Annotated in this window: 20 protein-coding genes; 15 read left to right on the forward strand and 5 right to left on the reverse strand. The window is 54.0% G+C overall.

The annotated features are described in order from the left end of the window. Positions 1 to 238 precede the first annotated feature (238 nt). From rpsF to HUF18_RS12755, 8 genes are all read left to right on the forward strand, one after another. Entirely contained in the window at positions 239 to 664 is a 426-nt protein-coding gene (rpsF, locus tag HUF18_RS12720) for a 30S ribosomal protein S6 (RefSeq protein WP_145470896.1), read from the forward strand. Between the two features lie 15 nt (positions 665 to 679). Then, entirely contained in the window at positions 680 to 910 is a 231-nt protein-coding gene (gene rpsR, locus HUF18_RS12725) for a 30S ribosomal protein S18 (RefSeq protein WP_145470898.1), read from the forward strand. A 166-nt stretch (positions 911 to 1,076) separates the two neighbouring features. Beyond that, entirely contained in the window at positions 1,077 to 1,937 is an 861-nt protein-coding gene (locus HUF18_RS12730; protein ID WP_145470900.1) for a hypothetical protein, read from the forward strand. A gap of 24 nt (positions 1,938 to 1,961) precedes the next feature. Beyond that, positions 1,962 to 2,408 carry a 50S ribosomal protein L9 gene (gene rplI, locus HUF18_RS12735; RefSeq protein WP_145470901.1) on the forward strand — a complete coding sequence of 149 codons (447 nt, stop codon included), beginning with the start codon at positions 1,962 to 1,964 and terminating at the stop codon, positions 2,406 to 2,408. Positions 2,409 to 2,564: 156 nt separating this feature from the next. Beyond that, on the forward strand, positions 2,565 to 3,965 hold the full coding sequence (gene dnaB / locus HUF18_RS12740) for a replicative DNA helicase (protein ID WP_225692454.1): 1,401 nt from the start codon (positions 2,565 to 2,567) through the stop codon (positions 3,963 to 3,965). 51 nt (positions 3,966 to 4,016) lie between these two features. After that, positions 4,017 to 4,634, forward strand: a complete 618-nt coding sequence (locus tag HUF18_RS12745; protein ID WP_225692455.1) for a GNAT family N-acetyltransferase — start codon at positions 4,017 to 4,019, stop codon at positions 4,632 to 4,634. Continuing rightward, positions 4,631 to 5,161: a GNAT family N-acetyltransferase gene (locus tag HUF18_RS12750; protein WP_225692456.1), complete on the forward strand. Its 531-nt coding sequence runs from the start codon at positions 4,631 to 4,633 to the stop codon at positions 5,159 to 5,161. Before HUF18_RS12745 ends, HUF18_RS12750 begins: the two co-directional genes overlap by 4 nt. A 27-nt stretch (positions 5,162 to 5,188) precedes the next feature. Further along, a complete protein-coding gene (locus HUF18_RS12755; RefSeq protein ID WP_225692457.1) occupies positions 5,189 to 5,989 on the forward strand; it encodes a hypothetical protein in 801 nt (266 codons plus the stop codon). Positions 5,990 to 6,147: 158 nt separating this feature from the next. Here the strand turns inward: HUF18_RS12755 and HUF18_RS12760 are convergent, their stop codons facing one another. Next, the gene (locus tag HUF18_RS12760) at positions 6,148 to 6,864 is read right to left on the reverse strand and encodes a hypothetical protein (protein WP_225692458.1); all 717 of its coding nucleotides are present in this window, start codon (positions 6,862 to 6,864) and stop codon (positions 6,148 to 6,150) included. A 199-nt stretch (positions 6,865 to 7,063) separates the two neighbouring features. Between HUF18_RS12760 and HUF18_RS12765 the strand changes: the two genes are divergently transcribed. Further along, entirely contained in the window at positions 7,064 to 7,696 is a 633-nt protein-coding gene (locus HUF18_RS12765) for a glycoside hydrolase family 25 protein (protein WP_225692459.1), read from the forward strand. A gap of 39 nt (positions 7,697 to 7,735) precedes the next feature. On the opposite strand, the gene HUF18_RS12770 is transcribed toward HUF18_RS12765, so the two are convergent. Beyond that, on the reverse strand, positions 7,736 to 8,923 hold the full coding sequence (locus HUF18_RS12770; RefSeq protein WP_225692460.1) for an ABC transporter substrate-binding protein: 1,188 nt from the start codon (positions 8,921 to 8,923) through the stop codon (positions 7,736 to 7,738). A 190-nt stretch (positions 8,924 to 9,113) separates the two neighbouring features. Further along, complete coding sequence (locus HUF18_RS12775; RefSeq protein WP_225692461.1) at positions 9,114 to 11,138, reverse strand: TonB-dependent copper receptor; 2,025 nt, start codon at positions 11,136 to 11,138, stop codon at positions 9,114 to 9,116. A 238-nt stretch (positions 11,139 to 11,376) separates the two neighbouring features. Between HUF18_RS12775 and HUF18_RS12780 the strand changes: the two genes are divergently transcribed. From HUF18_RS12780 to HUF18_RS12810, 6 genes are all read left to right on the forward strand, one after another. Next, positions 11,377 to 11,877, forward strand: a complete 501-nt coding sequence (locus HUF18_RS12780) for a FecR family protein (protein WP_225692462.1) — start codon at positions 11,377 to 11,379, stop codon at positions 11,875 to 11,877. A gap of 186 nt (positions 11,878 to 12,063) precedes the next feature. Further along, positions 12,064 to 12,594, forward strand: a complete 531-nt coding sequence (locus HUF18_RS12785) for an RNA polymerase sigma factor (protein ID WP_186436034.1) — start codon at positions 12,064 to 12,066, stop codon at positions 12,592 to 12,594. Between the two features lie 53 nt (positions 12,595 to 12,647). Further along, positions 12,648 to 13,679, forward strand: coding sequence for a FecR family protein (locus HUF18_RS12790; protein WP_225692463.1), 1,032 nt, complete (start codon positions 12,648 to 12,650; stop codon positions 13,677 to 13,679). 13 nt (positions 13,680 to 13,692) lie between these two features. Continuing rightward, the gene (locus HUF18_RS12795) at positions 13,693 to 16,611 is read left to right on the forward strand and encodes a TonB-dependent receptor (protein ID WP_225692464.1); all 2,919 of its coding nucleotides are present in this window, start codon (positions 13,693 to 13,695) and stop codon (positions 16,609 to 16,611) included. A 457-nt stretch (positions 16,612 to 17,068) separates the two neighbouring features. After that, the gene (locus HUF18_RS19720; RefSeq protein ID WP_145470920.1) at positions 17,069 to 19,180 is read left to right on the forward strand and encodes a phosphatase PAP2 family protein; all 2,112 of its coding nucleotides are present in this window, start codon (positions 17,069 to 17,071) and stop codon (positions 19,178 to 19,180) included. A 185-nt stretch (positions 19,181 to 19,365) separates the two neighbouring features. Next, entirely contained in the window at positions 19,366 to 21,090 is a 1,725-nt protein-coding gene (locus tag HUF18_RS12810; protein ID WP_225692465.1) for a jacalin-like lectin, read from the forward strand. Positions 21,091 to 21,244: 154 nt separating this feature from the next. Here the strand turns inward: HUF18_RS12810 and HUF18_RS12815 are convergent, their stop codons facing one another. Further along, positions 21,245 to 21,913: a replication protein P gene (locus tag HUF18_RS12815; protein ID WP_225692466.1), complete on the reverse strand. Its 669-nt coding sequence runs from the start codon at positions 21,911 to 21,913 to the stop codon at positions 21,245 to 21,247. After that, positions 21,822 to 23,021 (reverse strand): DnaT-like ssDNA-binding domain-containing protein, encoded by a 1,200-nt coding sequence (locus tag HUF18_RS12820; RefSeq protein WP_225692467.1) that lies wholly within the window; start codon positions 23,019 to 23,021, stop codon positions 21,822 to 21,824. The genes HUF18_RS12815 and HUF18_RS12820 overlap by 92 nt, the downstream gene beginning before the upstream one ends. Positions 23,022 to 23,187 lie beyond the last annotated feature (166 nt).

The raw sequence follows: 23,187 nt of genomic DNA on the forward strand, positions 1-23,187 counted from the left end.
AAACCGCGGCAGTATAGGAATTGGCCACTGAACCCGTGGTGAACCACTGGGCGCTGAATGATTCAGTCGCGGTTCAGCTATAACGGTGGGTGTGGTGGATTGTGCAAAGATTGATCCGTCGTCAGACCTCTGGTAGACTCCGCGCTCCTTTTTATCCGTATATTGGCCCTCGGGCGAACAACGGACTCCTTGCCTTACCGGATGGGCCGGAAGGCTGACTACCCATAAGGAGTTGACAATGCGTCACTACGAAATCGTTTTTCTGGTTCACCCAGATCAAAGCGAGCAGGTACCTGCGATGGTTGAGCGTTACACTAACTCAATCGAAGCCGCTAACGGCAAAATTCACCGTTTCGAAGACTGGGGCCGTCGTCACCTGGCTTACCCGATCAACGATGTGCACAAAGCCCACTACATCCTGATGAACATCGAATGTACTCAGGAAGTTCTGGACGAACTGACCACCAACTTCCGTTACAACGATGCTGTTCTGCGTAACATGGTGATCCGTTGTGATGAAGCCATCACCGAAATCTCTCCGATCAAAGCTGCTGAAAGCCGCGAAGATCGTCGTCGTTCCGAGCCACGCGCTGAAGAATCTGAAAGCGCTGCGGAAGAAGCGGATGACGCTGACGAGATCGATTCTGACGATAACGCTGAATAAGAGAGGATTTGAGTCATGGCACGTTTTTTCCGTCGTCGTAAGTTCTGCCGTTTCACTGCTGAAGGCGTAAGCCAGATCGATTACAAAGATCTGGATACCCTGAAAGGCTACATCACTGAAACTGGCAAAATCGTACCAAGCCGTATCACTGGTACCCGTGCTAAGTATCAGCGTCAGCTGTCTACTGCGATCAAGCGCGCGCGCTACATCGCTTTGCTGCCGTACACTGATCAGCACGATAACTAAGTTTTCTGCCTGCCTGCGTCGTCATAACGGCGTCAGAAATGGTCTCGAAGTGCTCATTTACAACACGTAAACTCCGCCTTCTCGACCATTTCTTCCTTGTTCTGACTTCCTCGGCTACGCCAGAAAGTCAGAACAAAAAGGCAGCGTAATCACTTAGGACTGTAATATGAAAGCACTGGCACGTTGGGCTATGACCGGACGCTGGCAGGCAGCGGTTGCTGCCGGTGGCTGTCTGGCTGTGCCACTGCTGTTCTGGATCGGAGCAGCCATTCTGGCGCTGGTTATCCTGCGTCAGGGTGTCCGTGAAGGGGGACAGGTGGTTTTATGGGCGGTTTTACCGGCCATCGCTTGGAGCGCCATTGGCGATCCGACCCCGTTACTCGTTGCCATTGGCACCAGCGCCATGGCCGCGTTGCTGCGCTACAGTATCCGCCTTGACTGGTCGATGCTGCTGGCCTGTGCTCTGGGCGTGCTGGTGTATCTGTTGTTGCCGCTGATGTTGTCTGAGGTTCTGCCTCAGGTTGTGGCCAGCAGTGAAACCGCCGTCAGTGAAGCACTGAAAGATCAGCCGGAATTACTGGCTCATCTGCAGCCACTGATCGCCCCGATGATCAGCGGAGTGCTTGCTGCTCTGCATGTGCTGGTATTTATTTTGTGTCTGTTACTGGGACGCTACTGGCAAAGCGAACTGTATAACCCCGGCGGCTTCGGCACCGAGTTTAAGCAGCTGCGTTTGCCTCTGGCCTTCAGCTTACCGGCGGTGCTGGTTTGTCTGACTGCCGGACAGTTGCAGCCTGAACTGGCAGGATTAACGCCCGTATTAACGGTACCGTTAATGATTGCTGGTCTGGCCTTGTTCCATGGTGTTGTGAAAATATCACAGGCCAGTCCGAACTGGATGTTGCTGGTGTATCTGGCACTGATGTTGTTCGGGCCTTACATGTACACATTACTAATTTTCGTAGCGTTGCTGGATAGTTTACTGAACATCCGCGCGCGACTAAAAGACACGGCGGGTAATGCATAGCCGCCCTGTAATGAGGATTTTAAGATGCAAATTATTCTGTTAGAAAAAGTAGCAAACCTGGGTTCACTGGGTGAACAGGTTAACGTTAAGCCAGGTTATGCCCGTAACTTCCTGTTCCCACAGGGTAAAGCGGTTCCTGCGACCAAAGCCAACGTTGAGCATTTCGAAGCCCGTCGTGCTGATCTGGAAGCTCAGGCAGCTGCCAAACTGGCTGATGCACAGGCCCGTAAAGAAAAAATCGAAGAAATCGAACTGTCTGTTGCTGTTAAAGCTGGCGACGAAGGCAAACTGTTCGGTTCTCTGGGCAACCGCGACATCGCAGACCTGATCTCTCAGGCTGGCGTTGAAGTGAGCAAAGCTGAAGTTCGTCTGCCAAACGGTCCTATCCGTGCTGTTGGCGAATTCGATATCGCGATTCACCTGCACGCAGAAGTGAACGCAACTCTGAAACTGCACGTAGTAGCAGAATAATTCAGAGGCTTATGGCTGCCGCATCGGCTGGCAGCGATGAGCAAGATAAGGCACTATTAGCGACCAGCTGATAGTGCCTTTTTTATGTCCGCTCCATTGCCGGAAGGCGGGCCGCTATCACCTTTTATTGTCTGAACACCTCCGGGAACCGCCTGCATGAATGATGAGTATTCTGCGCAGCCATATGAGCAAAGGCAGGAAAGCAGCCAGCGCACGCCGCCGCACTCGGTAGAGGCGGAGCAATCGGTGCTTGGCTCGCTGATGCTTGATGAGCGCGCCTGGGAAACGGTTGCTGAAACCCTGCAGGACAGCGACTTTTACCGTCACGACCACCGCCTGATTTTCCGCGCGATCAAACATCTGGTTGATCAGGAGCAGCCGATCGACGTGGTGACGGTTGCCGAAGAGCTGGAAGAGCGTGGCAAGCTGGAGAGCGTCGGCGGCGCCGCCTATCTGAGCCGTCTGGTCGATATGACGCCATCGATCGACAACTGCTCAGCCTACGGTGAAATCGTGCGTGAACGCTCACAGCAGCGCCGCCTGATTGAAGCCGCCTCCGACATCATGGCCAAAGCTTATGAGCCTGAGGGGGAAACCTCGCTGACGCTGGTATCGGACGCGGAAAAAGCCATTGCCCAGATTGCCGAAGGCAGCCGCAAAGACGGCGGTCCGCAACTGGTAGCGCCGATTCTGAAAAATACCCTCGAACAGCTAGATCAGATGTTCAATCAGCCGGATGGCCTGACTGGTATTACCACCGGCTTTAATGAAATCGACAACCGCACTTCCGGTTGGCAGAAAGCCGACCTGGTGATTGTCGCTGCGCGTCCGTCGATGGGTAAAACCACTTATGCCATGAACCTGGTGGAAAATGCGTTATTGGCGACGAAGCGTCCATGCCTGGTGTTCAGTCTGGAGATGCCATCGGAATCCATTGTGATGCGTATGTTGTCGTCCATCGGCAAAATCGACCAGACCCGTATCCGTTCCGGTAAATTAATCGACGAAGACTGGCCGAAATTATCGGCGGCGGTGAATCTGTTAAAAGATCTGCCGCTGTATATCGACGATACCCCGGCGCTGACGCCACAGGAAATGCGTGCCCGTGCGCGTAAAGTCTACCGCGAAAACAACAACGATCTGGCCCTGATCATGGTCGACTACCTGCAGCTGATGCGGGTATCCGGGCCGTCAGAAGGCCGTACCCAGGAAATTTCGGAAATTTCGCGCACCCTGAAAGTCATCGCCAAAGAATTTAACTGCCCGATGATTGCCCTGTCGCAGCTTAACCGCTCGCTGGAACAGCGGCCGAATAAACGTCCGGTCAGTTCCGACCTGCGGGAATCCGGTGCGATCGAGCAGGACGCCGATATTATTCAGTTTATTTACCGCGACGAAGTGTATAACGAAGACACGCCGGACAAAGGTGTGGCCGAAATTATTACCGGTAAACACCGTAACGGTCCTATTGGTATCGACCGTCTGGCTTTTATCGGTAAATACACCCGCTTTGAGAATCTGGCCCGCCCTTATGACGGCGGCGATGATGAGTATTAATTAAAAACCCGCCGCTACTATGGTGGCGGGTTTTATCTCCTGGATTTCAGTATGAAATTTACCCCCGAATTATCCTTCTCCGGTGGCCGTGTGCGGCCGCTGACCTACGATGATGTGGATGCATTATTCGAACTGTATCAGCACCCTGAATTACCGGGCCAGCGGGTACTGGACAATAAAGATAACCTGATCCGTATGGTGGATCTGAGCGTGCAGATGGCCGCCACCCAACGCGGCATGATGTGGGCTCTGGAAGTGGATGGTGCTATCACCGGCATGGTCAGTGCCTTTGACTGGCAGCCGTCATTGCTGCGCACCATGTTGCGCGTTGATGGTCTGCCACAATTAACACTGGCGCAGCGCAGTGCCGCGTTAAAAGTGTGCATGGATTTTATGGCGGAAAAATATCACCTGCGTAATTTTGGTTATCAGTGGATTGAAGGCCAGAACGAAGAATTTAAAACCATGCTTACGGAGCTGGGCTTTAAACAAAGTGCGGTGATGCGTGATGCCTGGCGCAGCGGTGAAACATCCTTCGCGAATGTGGTGCAATTTAATATCGTACTGGATAAGAAAAAGCCGGTTGCCGGTCGCCTAGGTGAAGACAGTGATATTAATCCCGGCCAGAATCTGAATACCGATAACAACAAAGACGGAGGTGCGGCATGAACTGGAATTTTTCCGCCGGTAATTTCAGCCTGCGCCTGCCGGTATCCGAGCAGGACGGTGATGCGTTGTTCGCCTTATTAAAAGAACAGAGCCGGGTTGATCATATTCCGCGTTCAGCCATGACGGTGGATGTTCAGGCGCTGGATGAGTTGCGCCGTATGGCAATGCGCTTTGAAACCCGCGAGGCCGCTTTCTGGCTGGTGGAAGGTCTGTACGATAAACAGCTGATTGCGCGTATCGGTATTCAGAAAATTAACTGGATGCTGAGTTGTGCCCAGTTGCAGTGGGAACTGAGCGACGCGGCCGACTTGCCGGTGCTGCAGGAAGTTATGCCACCACTGTTGAATTTCTGCTTTAGCGAACTCGGGTTGCACCGTATTGAAGTGCGTCTGCGTGCCGGTTCTGAGCCGCATGAAACGCTGCTGCAGCAACTGGGTTTTCACTACGAAGGTTGCCTGCCTGCTCAGATTGAATATAACGACACCAGTGTCGATATGGCGTTGTATTCCAGATTATCGACAGACTGATTTGAGTTGGCGGTGAAGGGACTCGTATTGACGCACACAATCTTAAGACTTATTGGCTTATCCTTGCTGTGGATGGCAGCCTCCTCCGCAATGGCGGGTAAACTGGATAAGTTTGAAGAATCAGCAACGACCCGATCCTCCGGCGGACATTCCTCTTCAGGCTCCGGATCGGATTCAGGCGGTGATTCCGGATTAGGTGACGATCTGGCGTATGCATTACTGCGGCCGGTTGCCAGGTTTATGGTTGAAGCAACCATTGCCGTTCTGGCTTACGGTCAGGAGGGCAGCCAGCAAAAATCAGATGAGCGTTGGGACGGGCAGTTACCTGAGGGCGGAGAACCTTCGTCGGCATTCGCCGTTCCGTTGTTGAGAGCGGATATCAACAGCGGCTCAGGAACGGATGTTTATTGGAATGATCTGCGGCTTGAAGGCGGTTATGGCAGTGCCAGCGTGTTTTACCGTAATTCACTTTATGGTGAGTATGGTGCTGACGATCATATGCGGATTCAGCAAAAAGGTATTCTTTACCGGCTGTTTTATGGTGGCAGGCTGGAGCTGCATCTGGGGTTGGGCAGTTACAGGTTGAGCGGCAATGCAGAGCATAACGATATCGCATTGTATTCCGGCCTTAATCTTCAGCTGGGCAATAAGCTGTGGATTGATGTACACCGCGCTTCCGTAACTGGCTGGAATCTGAATCTTGGCGATACCGAAGTAGCGTTCGTTTACGGCGAGCAGTTATTGTTTGGTCGTTTGGGCTACCGCAGGCTGAATGCCGATGGGATTGTGCTCGACGGACTGAGTCTGGGTCTGACGCTGCTGTATTAAATTCTGCATAATGCCGTATCGATTATGCCCACCATAATCAGATCAGCAGTTTCCAGCAGGTAAAACACGTCGCTATTCTCGCCGTTATTCATAAAGCAACTCAGTGTCAGAGTTATAGCGATTCTATATCTACCAGCTGCTGAAACCTGAGCGGGGTGTTACAGCATCAGAGCCTGAATCGCCCGTTGCCCGTCGTGTTCGGCAGGCTCCGACATCATGCTGAGTTCCTGCAGCAATACCTTCAGAGTTTTGTTCCAGTCGGCGATAAATTTCTGGTTGGCTTTGGCATAACGCCTGATGTTGGTATCAATCCAGAACAGCTCACCGTTATCATTCGTCATCATATTGCGGAAGGATAAATCCCGGTACACACAGCAGGCATCGCGCAGGCGCTGCAGATCGCGTATCAGCTGGGTCAGTATTCTTTGCCGGGCAGTCTGATTACAATGACGGAAATGATGTTTGACGATGTCCACCGCCGGATGTTTTTCCATCAGGTAATAACCAGTTACCCCCCACAGATGCCCCGGAATAAAAGCCATACCGTATTCCAGAACAGTGGGGACACGCAGGCCAATATTCTGCAGAAAAATACAGCTTCTCAGTTCGGCGGAAATTTTACTGGCACCAAAAAAGATACGCAGATTGTCGTGCCAGGTGCGCTGCTTAATGTACTTAACGATGTAACCTTCGGGAGTTTCAATCACCCGGGATATTTCATCGTTTTTAATTTCATGAGCGCTTTCTTCCTGCCAGTGCGGCGCCTGTGGTTTTCTGTGGACAATAAAGCACTGGCGCTGCCGGTCTTTATTAATCGTCCTTACTTTAAGGCTGTGCTCAGGAAACTGATTCAGTACGGAGGTGAAAAAAGGCATAGGTTTCTTGCCAAAAAAAATGGGCGTCTGTTGCGATTCTGCCTGACCAGCAGATATTGCAGTCTATACGGTATTTGTCCTGCACTTCCGGATAATATAGGCTAGTCTGCATCTGAGAATCAGTGTTTCATTCACTGAATTTATCCGGCCCAGAGTTTCTGCCGGAACCCGCCTGCCATTTGCCGACAAGGAGTCTGCGATGCTTAACGCCGTCATCGACCTTTCCCACCATAATCAGATCAGCAGTTTCCAGCAGATAAAAGACGCCGGTATTCTTGCGGTTATTCATAAGGCCACCCAGGGGCAGAATTACACCGATCCGACGTTCAGCAGCCATCGTGATGCTGCACATGGCGTGGGGCTGAAATTCGGTGCGTATCATTTTGGTACCGGTGGTGATGCTGTCGCACAGGCCGAGCATTTTCTCAGCGTAGCCGGCAACGATGGCCTGCTGGTGCTCGATTTTGAAGATAATACTCAGGGTCAGAGCATGACGCTGGCGGAAGCGGAAGCCTTTGTCAGCCATATTTATTCAGTAACCGGACGCTATCCCGGATTGTATTCCGGTAATACGCTGCGTGAAGCTCTGGCCGCAGCTGGTATTACCCGCCCGGAGCAAACGGTGCTGTCAAATTGCTGGTTGTGGCTGGCGCGTTACGGTGCAGCACCGGTTGTACCGTCACCATGGTCGCAGTGGACCCTGTGGCAATACACCGATGGTAATGTCGGTGATGAGCCGCATACCGTCGATGGTGTCGGCCCCTGTGATCGTGAGCAGTTTAATGGTACTGCCGGGGAGCTGGCGACATTCTGGGCGGCGCAATGCGGTTGAGAGAAGGCCGCCGATAATACGGTTCTGAAGTGATGTAAGTTAGTGGGTAGTACGGTGCTGCTGGTGAGGACGGTTGCTGACTGTATCGTTCGCTGGCAGTAATAAACGTTGCATCACATCACGGGTATCAAAGGCATATTTCTGTGCTGATGTTCCGTGGCTGCGGGTCAGGCTGCGGAAATTCATACTCTGCCAGCGCTGCGGGTCCAACAGTTGTCGGTAACGGGCAAGATTACTGTGCGTAATAATATCCATGTGCCGCAGAATATTTGCTTCCTGTGCATCCGGCCCTTTGCCATTGGCGTGGTCGTAAATTATGGCCAGTGCCAGTGCACCATCCATAAACTGTCCTCCGGCGGAGGCGAATAATGAACCATCGTCAATGGCGTTGAGGGCTTCTGCTGTCCAGTCGGTACCGACAATCAGAATGTCTTTACCCGCATGCCGTCCGAGCGCCTGAGCTTGTTGTATGACAGCCATGGCCATTACATCGCTGGCCGTCCAGACCAGACTGGCAGACGGATAACGTTGCAGCAACGCCCAGCTTTGTCGCTGAGCGGTGCTGGCTGACCAGTTAGCGTGTACCAATTGCATCAACAGCGTATTGTCCTGCTCATTGATTGCCTGCAGCAGCCCTTCATTGCGCAAGACGGTGGCTGATGTATCACGCATGCCGGAGATACCAATCAGCTCTAATTTACCGCTGGCGCCCTGCAATGATAAATGCCTGCCTTCGGCGATCAGTTGTCGGCTTAATTCATAACTGGCCTGGCGGTCATCCGGCATGATGCGCGCAAGAAAATGCGGAAATTTATCCTGCGGTGTACCCGCGTCTTTCTGATCCTGTTGCGGAATATCGGTACTGATGAGCAGCGTATAAACGCCAGCTTTTTCTGCAGCCTGAAGAATCTGCCAGCCCTGAGAGAAAAAGTAATTACATATCAGATAATCAGGAGGGTTTTCACGGTTAAGAATGTCGTAGGCTTGTTGCGTTGTGTGAAAGCGATTATCTGCGCCATACACAATTTCAAGATCAATCCCCAGATCTGCAGCTGCCGCCTGCATAAACTGTGTTTGCATATTCCAGAAGAGATTGGCCGGAGTGCTTGGATTCAGCATGGTAACGCGAATATTATCTGGCGTTGCCTGACTCTGATTAGCCAGCAGCAGAACAATCATCATTCCTGCCAACAGGACACTGCGTAAGGTTCCGGTGTGAGCGGTCATAACCCGAATAATCCATTATTACTGTTGCAACGGGGCAGTATAGCAGTGCTTATCGCGGTATTAATGTAACAGTGTGTTTAAGGCACCTCTGGATAATTCTTTGCCCGATATGGCTCCGGCCCCAATTCAGCAGATACTGATGTTGGGCCGGATAACCACGATATTGGCCGACGATTCAGGGGCGGTTGTATTATTTAAACGCCCACTGCATTTTTAACCATAGTGTGCGTCCGGGTTCATTTACCCGGGTGGTGCTTTCGTAACCCGGAATAGCCGCACCGCTGCGGGAGATATGTTCGGCGTAGGTAACGTCAAACAGATTATCGATACCGGCGGTCAGCAGCATATCGTCCAGCGGGCGATAACCGGCATTCAGCGAGAACACATTAAAGCCACCGCTTTTACCAATATCCTGACCGACAATATTACCGCTGCCTTCAGCAACGCGGTTCTGGTCATCGACCAGGCGCCATAAAGCACCGGCTGACCATAAACCGTTGTCGTAATTCAGACCGAAGCGGGCTTCGAGAGGAGGCATCTGGCCCAGTGCGCGGTGGTCGCTGTCGTTTTCGCCATGCACCCAGGCGAGGGTGGCGGTGCTGTTCCAGCCGGGGGTAAATTCCCAGCGGCTGTCAGCTTCTGCACCGTAGCTGGTGGCGTCGATATTACGTGCATTACTGGCAAAGGCACTCACATCCGGCAGGGTTTCAATCAGGATGTAATCTTTGTGCTTGGTGTAAAACGCCGAGACCGAGGCCTGCACATCACCGGCATTGTGCAGCGCGCCGATATCCAGCTGGGTGGTTTTTTCCGGGGCAATATCAAAGGTTGATGCCATGCCTGTCATCATAGTGCTGGTGGCTGCCGGATTTTTACTGCGCTCCCAGTAATCGGCCGCGCGCTCGCTGTGACCCAGACCGGCGTATAAACGATTGGCGCTGTTCAGCTGGTGTTCGTAGCGGATAAAACCATTACGCAGCGTGTTGTTGTCTTCCATGCCGCTGGTGGTTTTATTGCTGCGTAAATCTTCGGCTTTATCTTTATTGATGCGTACACCGGCATGCACACTGTGGCCAGCGTTATAGCGATGATCCAGTTCGGCATAAATACCGTTGCTGGCGAAGCGCATATCATCCACACGGCTCAGGCTTTCGTAATCCGGTGTGCCACTCATGCTGCTGGCTTTACGCAGCGAGTGTTCATTGCGCTGGGTATCAACGCCGATTTCCAGTTCGGTCGTATTGCTTAATGCCAGCGTGCTGCTGAGACTGGCGCCTTTGGTTAAACGATCCGGGTTGGAAACCATTTTCATACCGCTGTTAGCGCGTAATGAATAATTATCCATCACGTGGTCAACGTAATTGCGGTAAATACGGGCTTTTACGTTATTAAACAGCGGCGAGATATCTTCCTGTTCGTAGCTCAGTCCCAGATTGGAACGATCGAATTCTGCGCCGTCCATACTGCGGTCGCCGTAGCGTGCTTCGCCATCGCTTCTGGCGCCGCTCAGTTCGATGCGGGTATCGTTATCCGGCGTCCAGCCCAGCGCTGCATTGGTACTCCAGCGGGTATAGGCCGAGTGTACTTCGTTGCCGTCACCGTCTTCATAGTTATTGGCGTCGGAGCGGGTACCGCTTAAATCGATATAGCCTTTCTGGCCACCGGCCAGCAGGTGGGCAACCTGATCGTTACGGTCGGCGCTGCCTGCCAGCAGGCTGACTTCGCCCTGTACCGGCGTAGTGGAAAAATCCGGCGCAGCACGTTCAAACATCACCACACCGGCACTGTTGCCGGGGCCGTATTTAACCGTTTGCGGGCCTTTTAATACGGTCACTTCGTCATAGGCTTCGGGGAAAACATAAGCGGTGGGCGGGTCCATACGCATACCGCAGCCGCCGAGAATCATTTCACCATCCAGTAAAATGCCCAGGCGTGATGCTGCCATGCCACGGAATACCGGATCACCGTCGGTACCGCCTTTGCGGATCACTGAAAAGCCAGGAATATTCTTTAATAAATCGGCACCATCATGGGCAGGAATGGGCTGGCGCGGCGCTTTCGGGTCGGTGGTTACTGTCAGTACATCGCTCATTGGCGGAGCGGTAACCACCATCGGCTCCAGTTGGGTTGCAGTATCAGCTTCTGCCGCCAGGGCATTCTGCACGCTTAGGGAAGTAATCAGAAACGCTAATAACGATGGTCGGAAGGCCGGCATAAATACTCCGCAATAAAAAGATAAATACATCAATGGCGCGCAGGGTAACTGCTGGGGCGCCTGTGCGGGATGCGACAGGGTGTCGCAGGGCTGATATGCGTCAGTTATTACCTGTCTGGCCGGCGTTAGCGAAAAGTCTCATGCCTGAGAATGGATTGCGGTGTTAGGGTAATTGTTCTGTCACAGTGGCAGCCCATAACAACAAAATCACCCGATCCGGAATGATATGAGGCCTTTTATGGCAGGACGATACGACTCTTCCGCAGAGCATCAGACAACACCGGGCAACCCGCGTATGCTGCTGGCCGCGTTACTGCTGCTGGTGGGTGTGCCATTGCTGGTGTATCTGTTTCTGGCCCCCGCACAGAATGAACAGGCGGCGGATGTGGAAACCTACAGCACGGTGAGCGCCGAACAGCGTGCGCTGCGGCTGGATGACGGTTCAGAATTACGCCTGCAGGAAAACAGCAGCGTGGCCGTGCGTTACAGCGCAGAGCAGCGCCGCGTGCAGCTGTTGCGTGGTGAAGTGCTGTTTATTATTGCTCCTGACAATGCCCGGCCTTTCTGGGCGCAGGCCGGAACTCTGAGACTGCGCGCCGATGCCAGTGCTTTTGCACTGCAGATGGGCGAGGGTGTTGTGGCACTCGAAGTACTGGAAGGCAGTGTGCGTGCACAGTCTGGCGGTGGTGTGCAGACACTGAATGCCGGCGAGCGGGTAGAACTGGCACTCAGCCGCTGAATTATTTTCCGTTGTAATGTCCCCCTTTGACGCCTTGCGGCGTCTTCTTCCCTTTAATTAGTGTGAACAGGCCCTGGAGCAGCGCATGGCTGCTCAGCCGTTCCGGCATAATTCGGGGGTTTATTCATAATGTTGTCATCCGCCGCTGGCAGATTGCGCCCTTCTGTATGCGATATCGGGGGCTCCATGTCAGCAGGCAAGTCATATTCTGCCGGGGTTAAGTGTAATCAGCCTCAGGCTTATGCTCAGCAGCTGACCGGGCATCTGCCGAATATCCGCAACTATATTGCCAGCCGGGTGTACAACCATCAGGACGTGGACGACCTGCTGCACGACACCCTGGTGCGCGCATTAACGGCGGTGGCGAAAAAACCGGTGGATAACCTGCTGGCGTATAGCCTGACCGTGGCCCGCAGTGTGGTTTTTGATTACTGGAACCGTAACCGTCAGCAGCCATCCGGCAGTGACAGCGTACCGGAAATGGCATCCATCCCCTTGGACGATGTGCATATTCAGGCGCAGAAGCTGGAACAACTAGAAAAAATCCTGCAGCAGCTGCCGCCATTAAGACGGCAGGTTTTTATCATGCGCCGTTTACAGGGCAAATCGCGTGAAGCGATTGCGCAGGAATTAAATATGAACATCGAAGCCGTTAAAAAACACATCACCAGAGCCACGCTGAGTATTGCGGAAGCCATGGAAAAAAGTGGCTGTTAATCCGGCGCCGGCCGACCGCCGGAATTGAAAAGTTAGTGCGGAATACGCGGTATATGACCATACAAACAACAGACAATGACATACGTGAACAGGCTGCAGACTGGTACGACCGGCTGCATGAGCTGAACGCGGCAGAACAGCAACAATATCAACGCTGGCTGATGCAAAGCCCGCAGCATGCGGCAGCCATGAGCTGGCTGCAGCAACAGCTGGGTGAACACGACGAGGCGTTATTAATCGCGCTGGAACGTGTGGCCACAGCAAACCACAAAGCCCCGTCAGTTGCGGCGAAAGAGGGTGAGGAGGTTTTGCCAGCCAGGGGAGCAAAACTGCTGCAAACACTGTGGCAAAAGCTGCGGCCTGTATCCGGCCCGCGCTGGTGGCCGGCACCGGCCATGATGCTGGCACTGGTGCTGGCTTATCCGCTGCTAATGCAGCCGTCTGTACCGGCTGTTCAGCCGCTCAGTTTTAATACCGCCGTGGGCGAGCAGCGGCGTGAGCGTCTGGCGGATGGTTCAGAAATACACCTGAATGCCGGTTCTGCGGTATCGGTGGTGCTGGAGGAAAAACAGCGGCTGGTCAGCCTGACTCAGGGCGAAGCCTATTTTTCGGTCGCAGCCGATAAGCAGCGACCGTTTTATGTTGATACCGGCAAGGTGCAGATCCGGGTTGTCGGTACCGCATTTAATGTGGATAACACCGCCGGAGCGGTCAGTGTTGTGGTTGAGCATGGCGAAGTAAGGGTAACGCTCGCCGGGCAGGAATGGACGCTGCATGCCGGTGACGGTGTGCGTATCAGTGCCGACCGCGGCGAACGTTTCCAGCGTGCCGTGGTATCCGACTGGCGTCAGGACTGGCGCCGTGCAGAGGCGGAACCGCTGGCCGATGTGGTCGCGCATTTACAGCGCTATTCGGCGCGGCCCATCCGTTTGCAGGGCATTGAGCAGACGTTGCCGTTTTCCGGCCGTTATAACCAGAGCGATGTGGAAGGAACCCTCAGCCTGATTGCCAGTTTGTTTGATCTGTCACTGCAGGTCAGTGACGATCTGATACTGCTGTCGGGCAATGATCCGGAAACGCGCTGAAGAGCAACGGAACATGCGCAGCTGGCGCAGATTATGGCCGCAGCTGGGGCTCGGCCTGCTGCTGACCGGCAGCGCTTATACACAGGCCGCCAACCGCTGCTTCTATGATGGCGTCAGCCAGACAACCCTCAGTCATATTATTCAGCAGGTGTCTGACCGTTATCAGCTGGCGGTGCTGACCAATTATCCGCAGCCGGATACAACCTGGCTGGCACAGCCACTGGGTGATTGTTCGCTGAGCGAATTTCTTAACTATGCCACCGCCAACAGTGGCTGGCATTACCGCCAGACCGCTGCCGGAGTGGTGCTGGTTTTTCAGCCGCAGGATGCAACAGAAACGGCGGCCAACAATATCGCCGAAGAAGTCATCGTTACCGCAGCGCCTTTTATCCGCGATGCGTCGCTGGCCAGCCGTTATAACAGCAATACCCTCAGCACCCGCGCGACGTTATCCCGCGGCCAGCTAGCCGGAAATAATGATCTTACCTCGTCCGTTGCGGCAACCAGCGCCGTGGCTTTCAGTCAGGAAGCCGGTATGGACCGCAACCTCAGCATTCGCGGTCTGGGGGCTGATTTTACCCGGGTATTGGTGAACGGCATGCCGATGCTGGCTACCGGTACCAGCATCGATGCGCGGGGCTCGGTGAATAATTCACGCAGTTTTGATTTTGATATGTTGCCGCCGGGGCTTTTTACTCAGGTCGAGCTGGATAAATCTGCGGCGGCGCGAACGGAAGAAGGTGCCATTGCCGGTTCGGTTGATTTACGCACGCCGCTGCCGCTGGCGGATAACAACGTCGGCCAGCAATGGTTTGCGCTGCAGAATGAACAGAACCTCAGCCATGATGGTAAGGGGTTTGCCTTATCGGGTGGAGTACAGGGGGCCCGCGATAACGGCACGGCAGGAATCATCGGCTGGTTATTGGGGCTGAGTTACCGTACCCGGGCAACTCAGGAGCGGGGATTTTCCACCGTACGCTGGCAAACCGCTGATTGGGGAGAGCAGCCGGCATTAAGTGTTGAACAGCAGACGCAGCTGGAAAGTGGCGCAGTCTTTTATCCGCGCCATAACCGTTACGATATTCTCGATCGTGAACAAATTTCCTACGGCTTAAACAGCGCACTGCAATGGCACAACACCGGCTGGGGCGACTTTGACCTGACGGCCTTTATGGCCCGCAGTCAGCAAACTATGCACGAATACCATATCAGTTCGGCCGGACTGAAAACCCAGGACCTGAGTCATATCAGGGTTAACGATTTTGCAACCCGTCATGCCGGAATGGTGTACGGGAATTTTTCCGGCGTTGATATCCGCAGCGAACATAATTACGAAACCGACGAAACCCGCCTCGGCCAATTAAAATTTGACTGGTATTTACCGTTATCAGAACGCGTACGTCTGCATTCGGCACTGGGTTACCAGCGCTCGGTTTTCGACAGTCCGGACCACGATAAAGTGACGCTGATGTCGTACGCTCAGGACTTCAGTTTTGATCTGCGCCAGAACGATCGCTTTGCGCTCAATCATTACGGCTTTGATATTACCAATCCGCAGGAATGGCAGCTGTACCAGATTAATCTGCGTGAAGATCAGGTAACGAATCAGTATCGCGTTGCTTCCTTCGAGCTCGACATTAAGCACGATGATAATTTCAGACACTTTGCCGGGACGCAGTTGCAGGGCTTTTTAAATGACCGCGCCGAGGGCGAATATAATAACAGTGATATTAATGGCCCGGTCGGTGAATTTTACCAGCGTACCCCCGGTGATTTTTCCGCTGGTCCCGGGCCATCAGGGTTGCCGCATCACTGGATTGTTGGCAGCCACGCGGTTATTGACGCCCTTGGGACAAACACCGCACTGGTGCATGATCCTTTACAGCAGCGGCGGTTAAACGAATATACCTGGTCGTCCTGGTGGCAGACCTCTTACGAATTCTGGCAATGGCCGTGGCCACTGCGTGGCGATCTGGGCCTGCGTTATTCGGCTACCCATCAGCTTGTGCGCGGGCGCTGGTCGATAGACAGCGACAGCAGCACCGTTAATAACAGCTCAGATTACGCTGACTGGTTACCGGCGTTTCATCTGGTTATGCAGGCACGCGATGATTTATTGCTGCGTTTCGGTTATCGCCGTGATCTGGCGCGACCATCGATAGAAGACCTGACGTCACCCTTATTATTACGCAGCAGTGCCCGGCTGGTGGAAGGTGGTAATACCCAACTGCAACCGTCGCGCGCGCACTCGTTTGATGTCTCTGCGGAATGGTACGGTGATGAGCAGCAGTTTTTTTCCGCCGGATTATTTTATAAACGCATCGACAGCCTGGTTGTCGCGCAGGTTGAAGAGCTGACGCTGGAGCAGTTGCCATATTACAACCCGCAATGGGATCAGCTGGCACTGAGCGACGGTTTATATACTTACCGGCGGCCGGTGAACGGGCCGGGAACCGATATCAGTGGTCTTGAACTGAACCTGCAACTGCCATTTTATTTTTTGCCTGCTGCGCTGCAGAATTTTGGTGTGCGGGTTAGCTATGCACTGAATCGAGGGCTGGTCCGTTATCCGCTGGATGACGGCGTTACCACCTTGCCAGCACCAGGGTTATCACGCCATGTTGTGAACAGTGAATTATGGTTCCGCAACCAGAATGTCAGCGCCGGTCTGACATTAAAGGCGCGCTCGCAATATCTGACGCGGGTGCCGGGCGCGAATAATAATGATCGCGAAGGTGTGAATGCGTCATTAATTACCGGTGCTTATCTGCGCTGGAATGCCAGCCCGGAACTGACATTTTCTTTGGATGCCCGCAATCTCGGCAACGAACCCTTTGACCTTTTCGTTGATAAAACCAACCGGGTTTACAGTTATTCCACCACAGGTACAGAAATACTGGCCGGTATCAGTCTGAATTTTTCTGATCACTGAATATTAACCACCCCTAAATAATTCCGGCCTGTGGATATCCTGTCAGGGCCTGTTAACACTAATTAAACAGGCCTGTTATCGGCTAAAAATTTCTCAAACAAGGCGCTGAGAGTGTGGCCTAACGGGTTAAGCGAACGAACAGCAACGCAGGATGAGGGATTTTTAGCCATAACCCTTCGGGCTGAGGCCAGTTTTCCCCATGAGCATCGTCGTTCGTCATTCATTTAGCCCGCTAATATCACTCCTCTCTCCTTGTCCTGAGAAAAACTGGCTCTCAGCAGGCCGGATTCACTTAGTGTTAACAGGCCCTGGAAAATTTCACAGAATTGTAATGTCCCCTTGTGCTGCTTAAGCCGGTCTTCACTGGTGTCTCTCTCAACATAGATCGCATGTTTGGCATGCGGTTTATGTCTTTTTAAATCTGACAAATTTTAAATCCGACAACCAAGTGAACGTTATGAATACTGAAAAAAACCTGAATAAACGCAACGGTCTGTATCTGGCCATGGTCGCGGCCGCTACGCTGATGCTGAGCGCCTGTGGCGACGATAATAACGATGACAACAGCACGGCAGACATCAGCAAACCGGTAATGCCTGCAGGCCTGGGTTTTGAGCAATATGTAGCAGCCCCTGATGCTGCCTATCCTTTGCCGGTGATTTTATACGGTAAAAATAATGGTCACAGTACGCTGAAATACAGCATTCATGACAACCCCTATCCACATGCCCTGAAAGGTATTAACAGCATCTGGAAAGGCACCAGTGACGCTTACCAGAGTGCCGCCAGCGGCAGCGGTCCGGACAGTTATGAAGCCAATCCGATTAAAAATGCAGCGGTCTGGGCGGCCAATATTGCCTACGTTGAAAAAGTTACGGCTGAGCGTTCTGACGAAGCAGCAATCCGCGCTTATCTCGATGACCGCCGCGGTAAAAGCTATTCCGTTGTTGATGGTTTTGGCCCGCTGACCGAAGACTACGTGGCGAACAGCGGCACCTATTACGATATTACCGAACCGACCGTGGCGCAGGTGCTGGAAGACAGCCATTACCTCGGCGACAGTGATGACAGCTGGACCTTTACCGGTGATGAAAACAGCGCGTTCGGCGCAGCCGTACGTTTCACCAATAATGTGCGTTACAACATGGCTGCAACATCAACCAGTGGTTCCAAATATATTTTCTCGACCCCGCGCCCGTGGCGTATGACCAGCACCGGTGCGGTGGAATATCTCGGTAATGATCTGCGTACCTGTATCAACAGCAGTGGTGCACCGGCAGACATTAATTTCGATATTTATAACAGCGATGTCAGTGTGATTCCGGGGCTGGTATGTGCCCGCCGTAAGAGTAACAGCGGTGATGAACAGAGCCTGCGCAAAGACGGTGGTTATCCGAGTGGTCACACCAATGCCGGTGTGGTGTCGTCATTGTCGCTGGCGTATGCCTTCCCGGAACGTTTTGCCGAGCATGTTGTGCGCGGTTCTGAGCTGGGTGAAAACCGTATTGTTGCCGGTATGCACTCGCCTGTGGATGTGATTGGTGGCCGCATTATGGCGCTGATGAGTGCGGCCGATGCGCTGAACACCACAGCAGGTTATGAGTCCGGCCAGGCCGCTTACAACCAGCTGCATGCTTTCTACGAAACCAAAGCCGCAGAAGCGGGTATGAGTCTGTACGACTATGCCCACCGCACTCTGGCAGAAGGTGAAACCGGCAGCGTTATCGAGGCCGACGGCGTTACTGTTAATGCCGATGTGTTTAACAATAATGACTACGATGACCACGCCGCGATCAAGGCGTTATACCGCTTCCGTATGACCTACGGTCTGCCACAGGACAGCAGCAAAGCCGGCCAGCCTGCGGTCGTGCCTGAAGGTGCGGAAGCCCTGCTGAAAACCCGCCAGCCTTATCTGTCCGATGCCCAGCGCCGGGCGGTGTTGTTTACCACCGAAGTCGATTCCGGCTATCCGATTCTGGATGACTCCAACGGCTGGGGACGCATTAATCTGGTCGATGCGGCTGACGGTTACGGCGCTTTCCTGGGTGATGTGAGCGTGACTATGGAAGCCAGTGATGGCGGTTTCTCTGCCCGTGACTGGTGGCGCAACGACATCAGCGGCGCCGGCAAGCTGAGCAAAGCCGGCAGTGGTCATCTGACGCTGACCGGTAACAACAGCTACAGCGGTGGCACCGTGATTAACGGCGGTACGCTGGAAGCAGCGTCTGCTTCGGCCTTCGGTCAGGGCGATCTGTTTGTGAACTCCGGTACGGCACTGGTTGATGCCCGTGGTGCATTGCAGCTGGGCGGCAATATCACCCTGAATGGCGCTGCAGTACTGAAGCTGGCCATGGATGCAGACAGCACTCAGGTTGCCACTGCTGAAACCCTGTTTATTGATGGTGCCACGCTGACTCTCGATTTTGCCGGCCTGACGCCGCAAAGCGGGGCTGCTTATACCTTGCTGCAGGCAGGTAAGGTTGCCGGTGAGTTCAGCCATGTGGATGCCGGTGATTACGGGGTAACGCTGGAATACACCGGCACCAGTGTCATCGCCCGTCTGAACTGATCGTTCATGGTGGCGGAAAACGAGTGGTTTTCCGCCATCTGGTCATGATGGGCCGCTGTTGGCATCTGGCGTGTTACGCAGCGGCCCGTGTTGTCCTGCCGCGGATGAGTTCTGATGTGGTACAAAAGTACCGCAATCTGATTGCGATGGGCCAAATAATAATCATAAATACGAAGGTAACACTTATGAACAGATCCATGCTGACCGCCGGCATGATGCTGGCCGCACTCAGTGCCGCGCCTGCTCAGGTATCGGCCTCACAGGAAGGCAGCTTCAGTACTCTCACCTACAACGTGGCCGGTTTACTGGAATTGTTTTCCAGTGCGGTATCGCCGCGCCAGAGCGCCACGGAAGAGATCAGCTGTTATATCAACGAATTTGATGTGGTGAACGTGCAGGAAGATTTTAACTATCACGCCGCACTCTATGACACCTGCAACACCCATCCATACCGCTCCGCCACCACCGGCGGCATGGGGATTGGCAGTGGCCTGAATACCCTCAGCCGCTTCCCGTACAGCGACTGGGAACGGGTCCGCTGGAAAGACTGTAATGGCGTTGATTGTTTAACCCCTAAGGGCTTCACCCTGGCGCGCACCCGTCTGGCAGAAGGTGTGTATGTGGATATCTATAACCTGCATACCCAGGCTCAGGTGGGCGATGCCGATCTGGCTGCCCGTCGTGGCAATATCCGCCAGTTAATTAGCTATATCGATGCCAATTCTGCCGGTAATGCGGTGATCGTGATGGGCGATACCAACACCCGTTATACCCGCAGTGGCGATAATATCTGGGAACTGCTGAACCGTGGTTTCAGCGATGCCTGGGTCAAACTGTCGCGTAACGGCGACGTGCCGGTAAGCGGCGCTGATGCCCTGACCTGTGATCCGCAGACCTCGGCCCCGGATTGCGAAATCGTCGATAAAGTACTGTTCCGCGATAACGGTTTTGTCGGGCTGGATGCGGTTTATCACCTGCTGCGTCAGGACGACAACACCAGCGATGGTCTGCGTTTATCTGACCACCCGCCGCTGCAGACTGACTTTGTATATTCCACCCCGGCCGACCGCCGGCTGAGCGATCCTTTTGGTGGCCCGCACGGTACGCATTTTAACGATGTGGCGGTATTACCGCAGAATCCGGCCGTAAGCGGCGTTAATATCCGCGCCGGTTCCCGCGTTGACCGTATCGACCTGACCCTGAGTAACGGCTTCGTGCTATCGCACGGCGGTAATGGCGGTACGGATCATGTGCTGAACCTCAACAGTGGTGAATACCTGACGTCACTGCAGCTGTGCAGCGGCCAGAAAGACGGCAGAACCCGTATCTTCTACAGCCGCTTTACCACCAGTCAGAACCGCAGCGTAGCGGCGGGCTCAACCACCGGCAGCTGTCAGACCTTTAATGCTCCGGCTGGCTGGCAGATTGTTGGCCTGCATGGCCGCGCCGGTGAAGAGCTGGATAAAGCCGGTGTGGTTTACGCACCGTTCCAGGCGGGCAATATTCCGCCAGCGGTGGACTACGTGCAGTTTATTAATAATGCCTCCGGCCTGTGTCTGGATATCAGCAATGCCAACATGAACAACGGCACCAACGTAGGCCAGTGGACCTGCAATAACGGCAACTGGCAGAAATGGCATTACGACGCCAGCAGCGGATTAATCCGCAGCCAGCAGGACAACCGCTTTTGTCTGGATAATGGCGGCAACTTTGCCAACGGCGCCAACCTGATGATCTGGCAGTGCAATGGCAATGCTAATCAGCGCTTCAGCCTGAATGCCGATGGCTCAGTAGCTATGCGTACATTACCGGAACAGGTGGTGGATGGTTACGGCAGCAATGCCGGAGATAACGCCGGAACCTGGTATAACTGGGGTGGGAATAACCAGCGCTGGACGCTGGTGCCTTAAGGACCGGGCTTAATAGCCGCTGCGCGGGCAGGCTTTGCGATTGATTTAAAGCCTTTGCGGGGAAAGCCCCTGCGCCCCGCAAAGGCTTCTCACACGCAATCAGCGTTTCATCATGATTTAAATAAAAAAATCCCGGAATATTCCGGGATTTTTTTTAACTTAACTGCTTCTTCAGTTCCTGCAATCGCTGTTGCTGCTCTTTACGCGGCAGCGGTGTCTCGCTGTGTTCGGGCAGCGCTTTGGCCACTTCCATCTCGATACTTTCGCCATTCTGCAGGCGCTTCAGCAATATTTCATAATTGCGTTTAAATACCGGGAAGGTTTTTTCTTCGACGTTATTAGCCAGAAAAAACCAGTCGCTGGCACGGCCGGCGTAATACACCGCCGGATGGCTCCAGTTAAATACTTTTTTCGGTGATGGCGCGCGGCAGGCTTCCATAAAAGCGGCGTGGGCCGAGGGTAAACCCAGGCTGTCGGCCACGTCGCAGCGGGCCAGTACTTCGTGCACGCTGGGCAGGAAACTGCTTTCTTTTACCGCTCTTTCGGCGGCACGCATCATCACGTCACCACTGTATTCACCCAGCAGCCGCGCCCATAACCGCTTCGCCATAATCATGGTGTCGAGGTCGGGAAAGGCCTTTAAAAACTGGTTGTGATAATTAAAGCGGAACAGCTCAAAAATCTGGTTAATGGCTTCTTTCTGCTCAATGCTCGGCTCGTGCGCCAGGGTTTCACCAGCTGGTGTCTTTGAGTCGCTGGACGCTTGCTTCAGCTGTTGCGTAACCCGGTTGAGCAGTTGTGTGCTGGCCGGTGTGCGTGCCATAGGATTCTCCTGACGAAGTCTGGGCTAAACGCTTGCCCCATTGCTGTTTAACGTATTGCAGAAAACGGCTGTTCCAGCTGTTGTGTACCTGATTGGAGTCGCGCCAGTAAAGCACAAATTCCGGTACCAGACCCTGAGCAAACTGACGGTCGATATGACCCATGGCGAGAATGTCGTAGCAGTCTTCCGCCGGTTGCCAGTTATCGGGAATACGGGTCGGCAGGGAGGAATGCTCCACCGAGGCACTGTAGCGCGCCCATTGCTGGCGCACCTGCTGAATAAACTTGCTGTTCCAGGTTTTAAACGCGTCGCCACGTTCGGCCCAGTAGAGTACAAACTCGGCCACGGCATCGGTAATAAACTGCGGGTCGATACCGGCACGCTGCAGAATCTGGCAGGCATCCTGGCTCGGCTGCCAGTCGAGACTGATGGGGGCAGCTTCATCCTGTGCAGGCTTAAAGGCACTGCGTTCCTGTATGCTCACGCCCGCCGCGGTGCCCTGAAAACCACGCTCAAGAGTGCGCTGTTGCTTCTGTGCATCGTTCTGAGTGAATACCCACTGACTCTTCACATGGCGGAAAAAGCGGGTGTTCCAGTCATTGCGGTTCGCGCCCTGTTCCTGTCCCTGCAGAATAAAGGTATCCAGCTGGGCCCAGGCAAAGCTGCGCGGAATGCCGTGTTGTTCGAGGCGGGCGAGGGTGTCTTCCTGTGGCTGCCAGCGCGATTCCAGCGGCTGCTTAAAGTGGCCGGGCTGGGGTGGCGAGATGGTTTGCTGTGGCTGTGCTTCGCTGCCGGGTTGCGCACGCCCCTGTGGTTGCGCGGCGCTGAAGGCGTAAATCAGACCTTCGGCATCGGGAAACATCGGCCCCTGCAGGCTGAGCAGGCCTTTATCGAGCAGGCTGCGCAGTACCCGGCGGATGCTGACGTCATCCCAGAACGGCAGCTGATTGCGCAGCGCCTGATTATGCAGTCGCGCCCAATGCTGCCCCTGGATGCTGGCGGCATCGTTAAGCACGGTCAGCAGCACGGCTTCTTCCAGGCCAATGGTCGCCGCCAGCGTTGCCGAGAGGGCAATGGTTTTGTCGGTAAACAGCGGGTGACTGGGCATGGTGATTTCCGTAGCGGGTTTGCAGCCAGAGGCAGCGGGTGTTTTTGCCGGACAGGCCTGACATAATGGCCGCCCGGCAGATTCTGCCGGCATTGTACTCCGGCGGCCCTGCACTAAATACCCGGCATTCCGTATCAGCAACGATTCCCGCCTGTAGCGGTTACGG

Origin of the sequence: Thalassolituus sp. ST750PaO-4, from assembly GCF_020320405.1 — a bacterium.
Taxonomy (GTDB): domain Bacteria; phylum Pseudomonadota; class Gammaproteobacteria; order Pseudomonadales; family Oceanobacteraceae; genus Venatoribacter; species Venatoribacter alkanivorans.

Excerpts from the sequence above, each read along its gene's own strand:
- rpsF (WP_145470896.1), top strand. The coding sequence starts at position 239 with ATGCGTCACTACGAAATCGTTTTTCTGGTTCACCCAGATCAAAGCGAG.
- rpsR (WP_145470898.1), top strand. The coding sequence starts at position 680 with ATGGCACGTTTTTTCCGTCGTCGTAAGTTCTGCCGTTTCACTGCTGAA.
- HUF18_RS12730 (WP_145470900.1), top strand. The coding sequence starts at position 1,077 with ATGAAAGCACTGGCACGTTGGGCTATGACCGGACGCTGGCAGGCAGCG.
- rplI (WP_145470901.1), top strand. The coding sequence starts at position 1,962 with ATGCAAATTATTCTGTTAGAAAAAGTAGCAAACCTGGGTTCACTGGGT.
- dnaB (WP_225692454.1), top strand. The coding sequence starts at position 2,565 with ATGAATGATGAGTATTCTGCGCAGCCATATGAGCAAAGGCAGGAAAGC.
- HUF18_RS12745 (WP_225692455.1), top strand. The coding sequence starts at position 4,017 with ATGAAATTTACCCCCGAATTATCCTTCTCCGGTGGCCGTGTGCGGCCG.
- HUF18_RS12750 (WP_225692456.1), top strand. The coding sequence starts at position 4,631 with ATGAACTGGAATTTTTCCGCCGGTAATTTCAGCCTGCGCCTGCCGGTA.
- HUF18_RS12760 (WP_225692458.1), bottom strand. The coding sequence starts at position 6,864 with ATGCCTTTTTTCACCTCCGTACTGAATCAGTTTCCTGAGCACAGCCTT.
- HUF18_RS12765 (WP_225692459.1), top strand. The coding sequence starts at position 7,064 with ATGCTTAACGCCGTCATCGACCTTTCCCACCATAATCAGATCAGCAGT.
- HUF18_RS12770 (WP_225692460.1), bottom strand. The coding sequence starts at position 8,923 with ATGACCGCTCACACCGGAACCTTACGCAGTGTCCTGTTGGCAGGAATG.
- HUF18_RS12775 (WP_225692461.1), bottom strand. The coding sequence starts at position 11,138 with ATGCCGGCCTTCCGACCATCGTTATTAGCGTTTCTGATTACTTCCCTA.
- HUF18_RS12780 (WP_225692462.1), top strand. The coding sequence starts at position 11,377 with ATGGCAGGACGATACGACTCTTCCGCAGAGCATCAGACAACACCGGGC.
- HUF18_RS12785 (WP_186436034.1), top strand. The coding sequence starts at position 12,064 with ATGTCAGCAGGCAAGTCATATTCTGCCGGGGTTAAGTGTAATCAGCCT.
- HUF18_RS12790 (WP_225692463.1), top strand. The coding sequence starts at position 12,648 with ATGACCATACAAACAACAGACAATGACATACGTGAACAGGCTGCAGAC.
- HUF18_RS12795 (WP_225692464.1), top strand. The coding sequence starts at position 13,693 with ATGCGCAGCTGGCGCAGATTATGGCCGCAGCTGGGGCTCGGCCTGCTG.
- HUF18_RS19720 (WP_145470920.1), top strand. The coding sequence starts at position 17,069 with ATGAATACTGAAAAAAACCTGAATAAACGCAACGGTCTGTATCTGGCC.
- HUF18_RS12810 (WP_225692465.1), top strand. The coding sequence starts at position 19,366 with ATGAACAGATCCATGCTGACCGCCGGCATGATGCTGGCCGCACTCAGT.
- HUF18_RS12815 (WP_225692466.1), bottom strand. The coding sequence starts at position 21,913 with ATGGCACGCACACCGGCCAGCACACAACTGCTCAACCGGGTTACGCAA.
- HUF18_RS12820 (WP_225692467.1), bottom strand. The coding sequence starts at position 23,021 with ATGCCCAGTCACCCGCTGTTTACCGACAAAACCATTGCCCTCTCGGCA.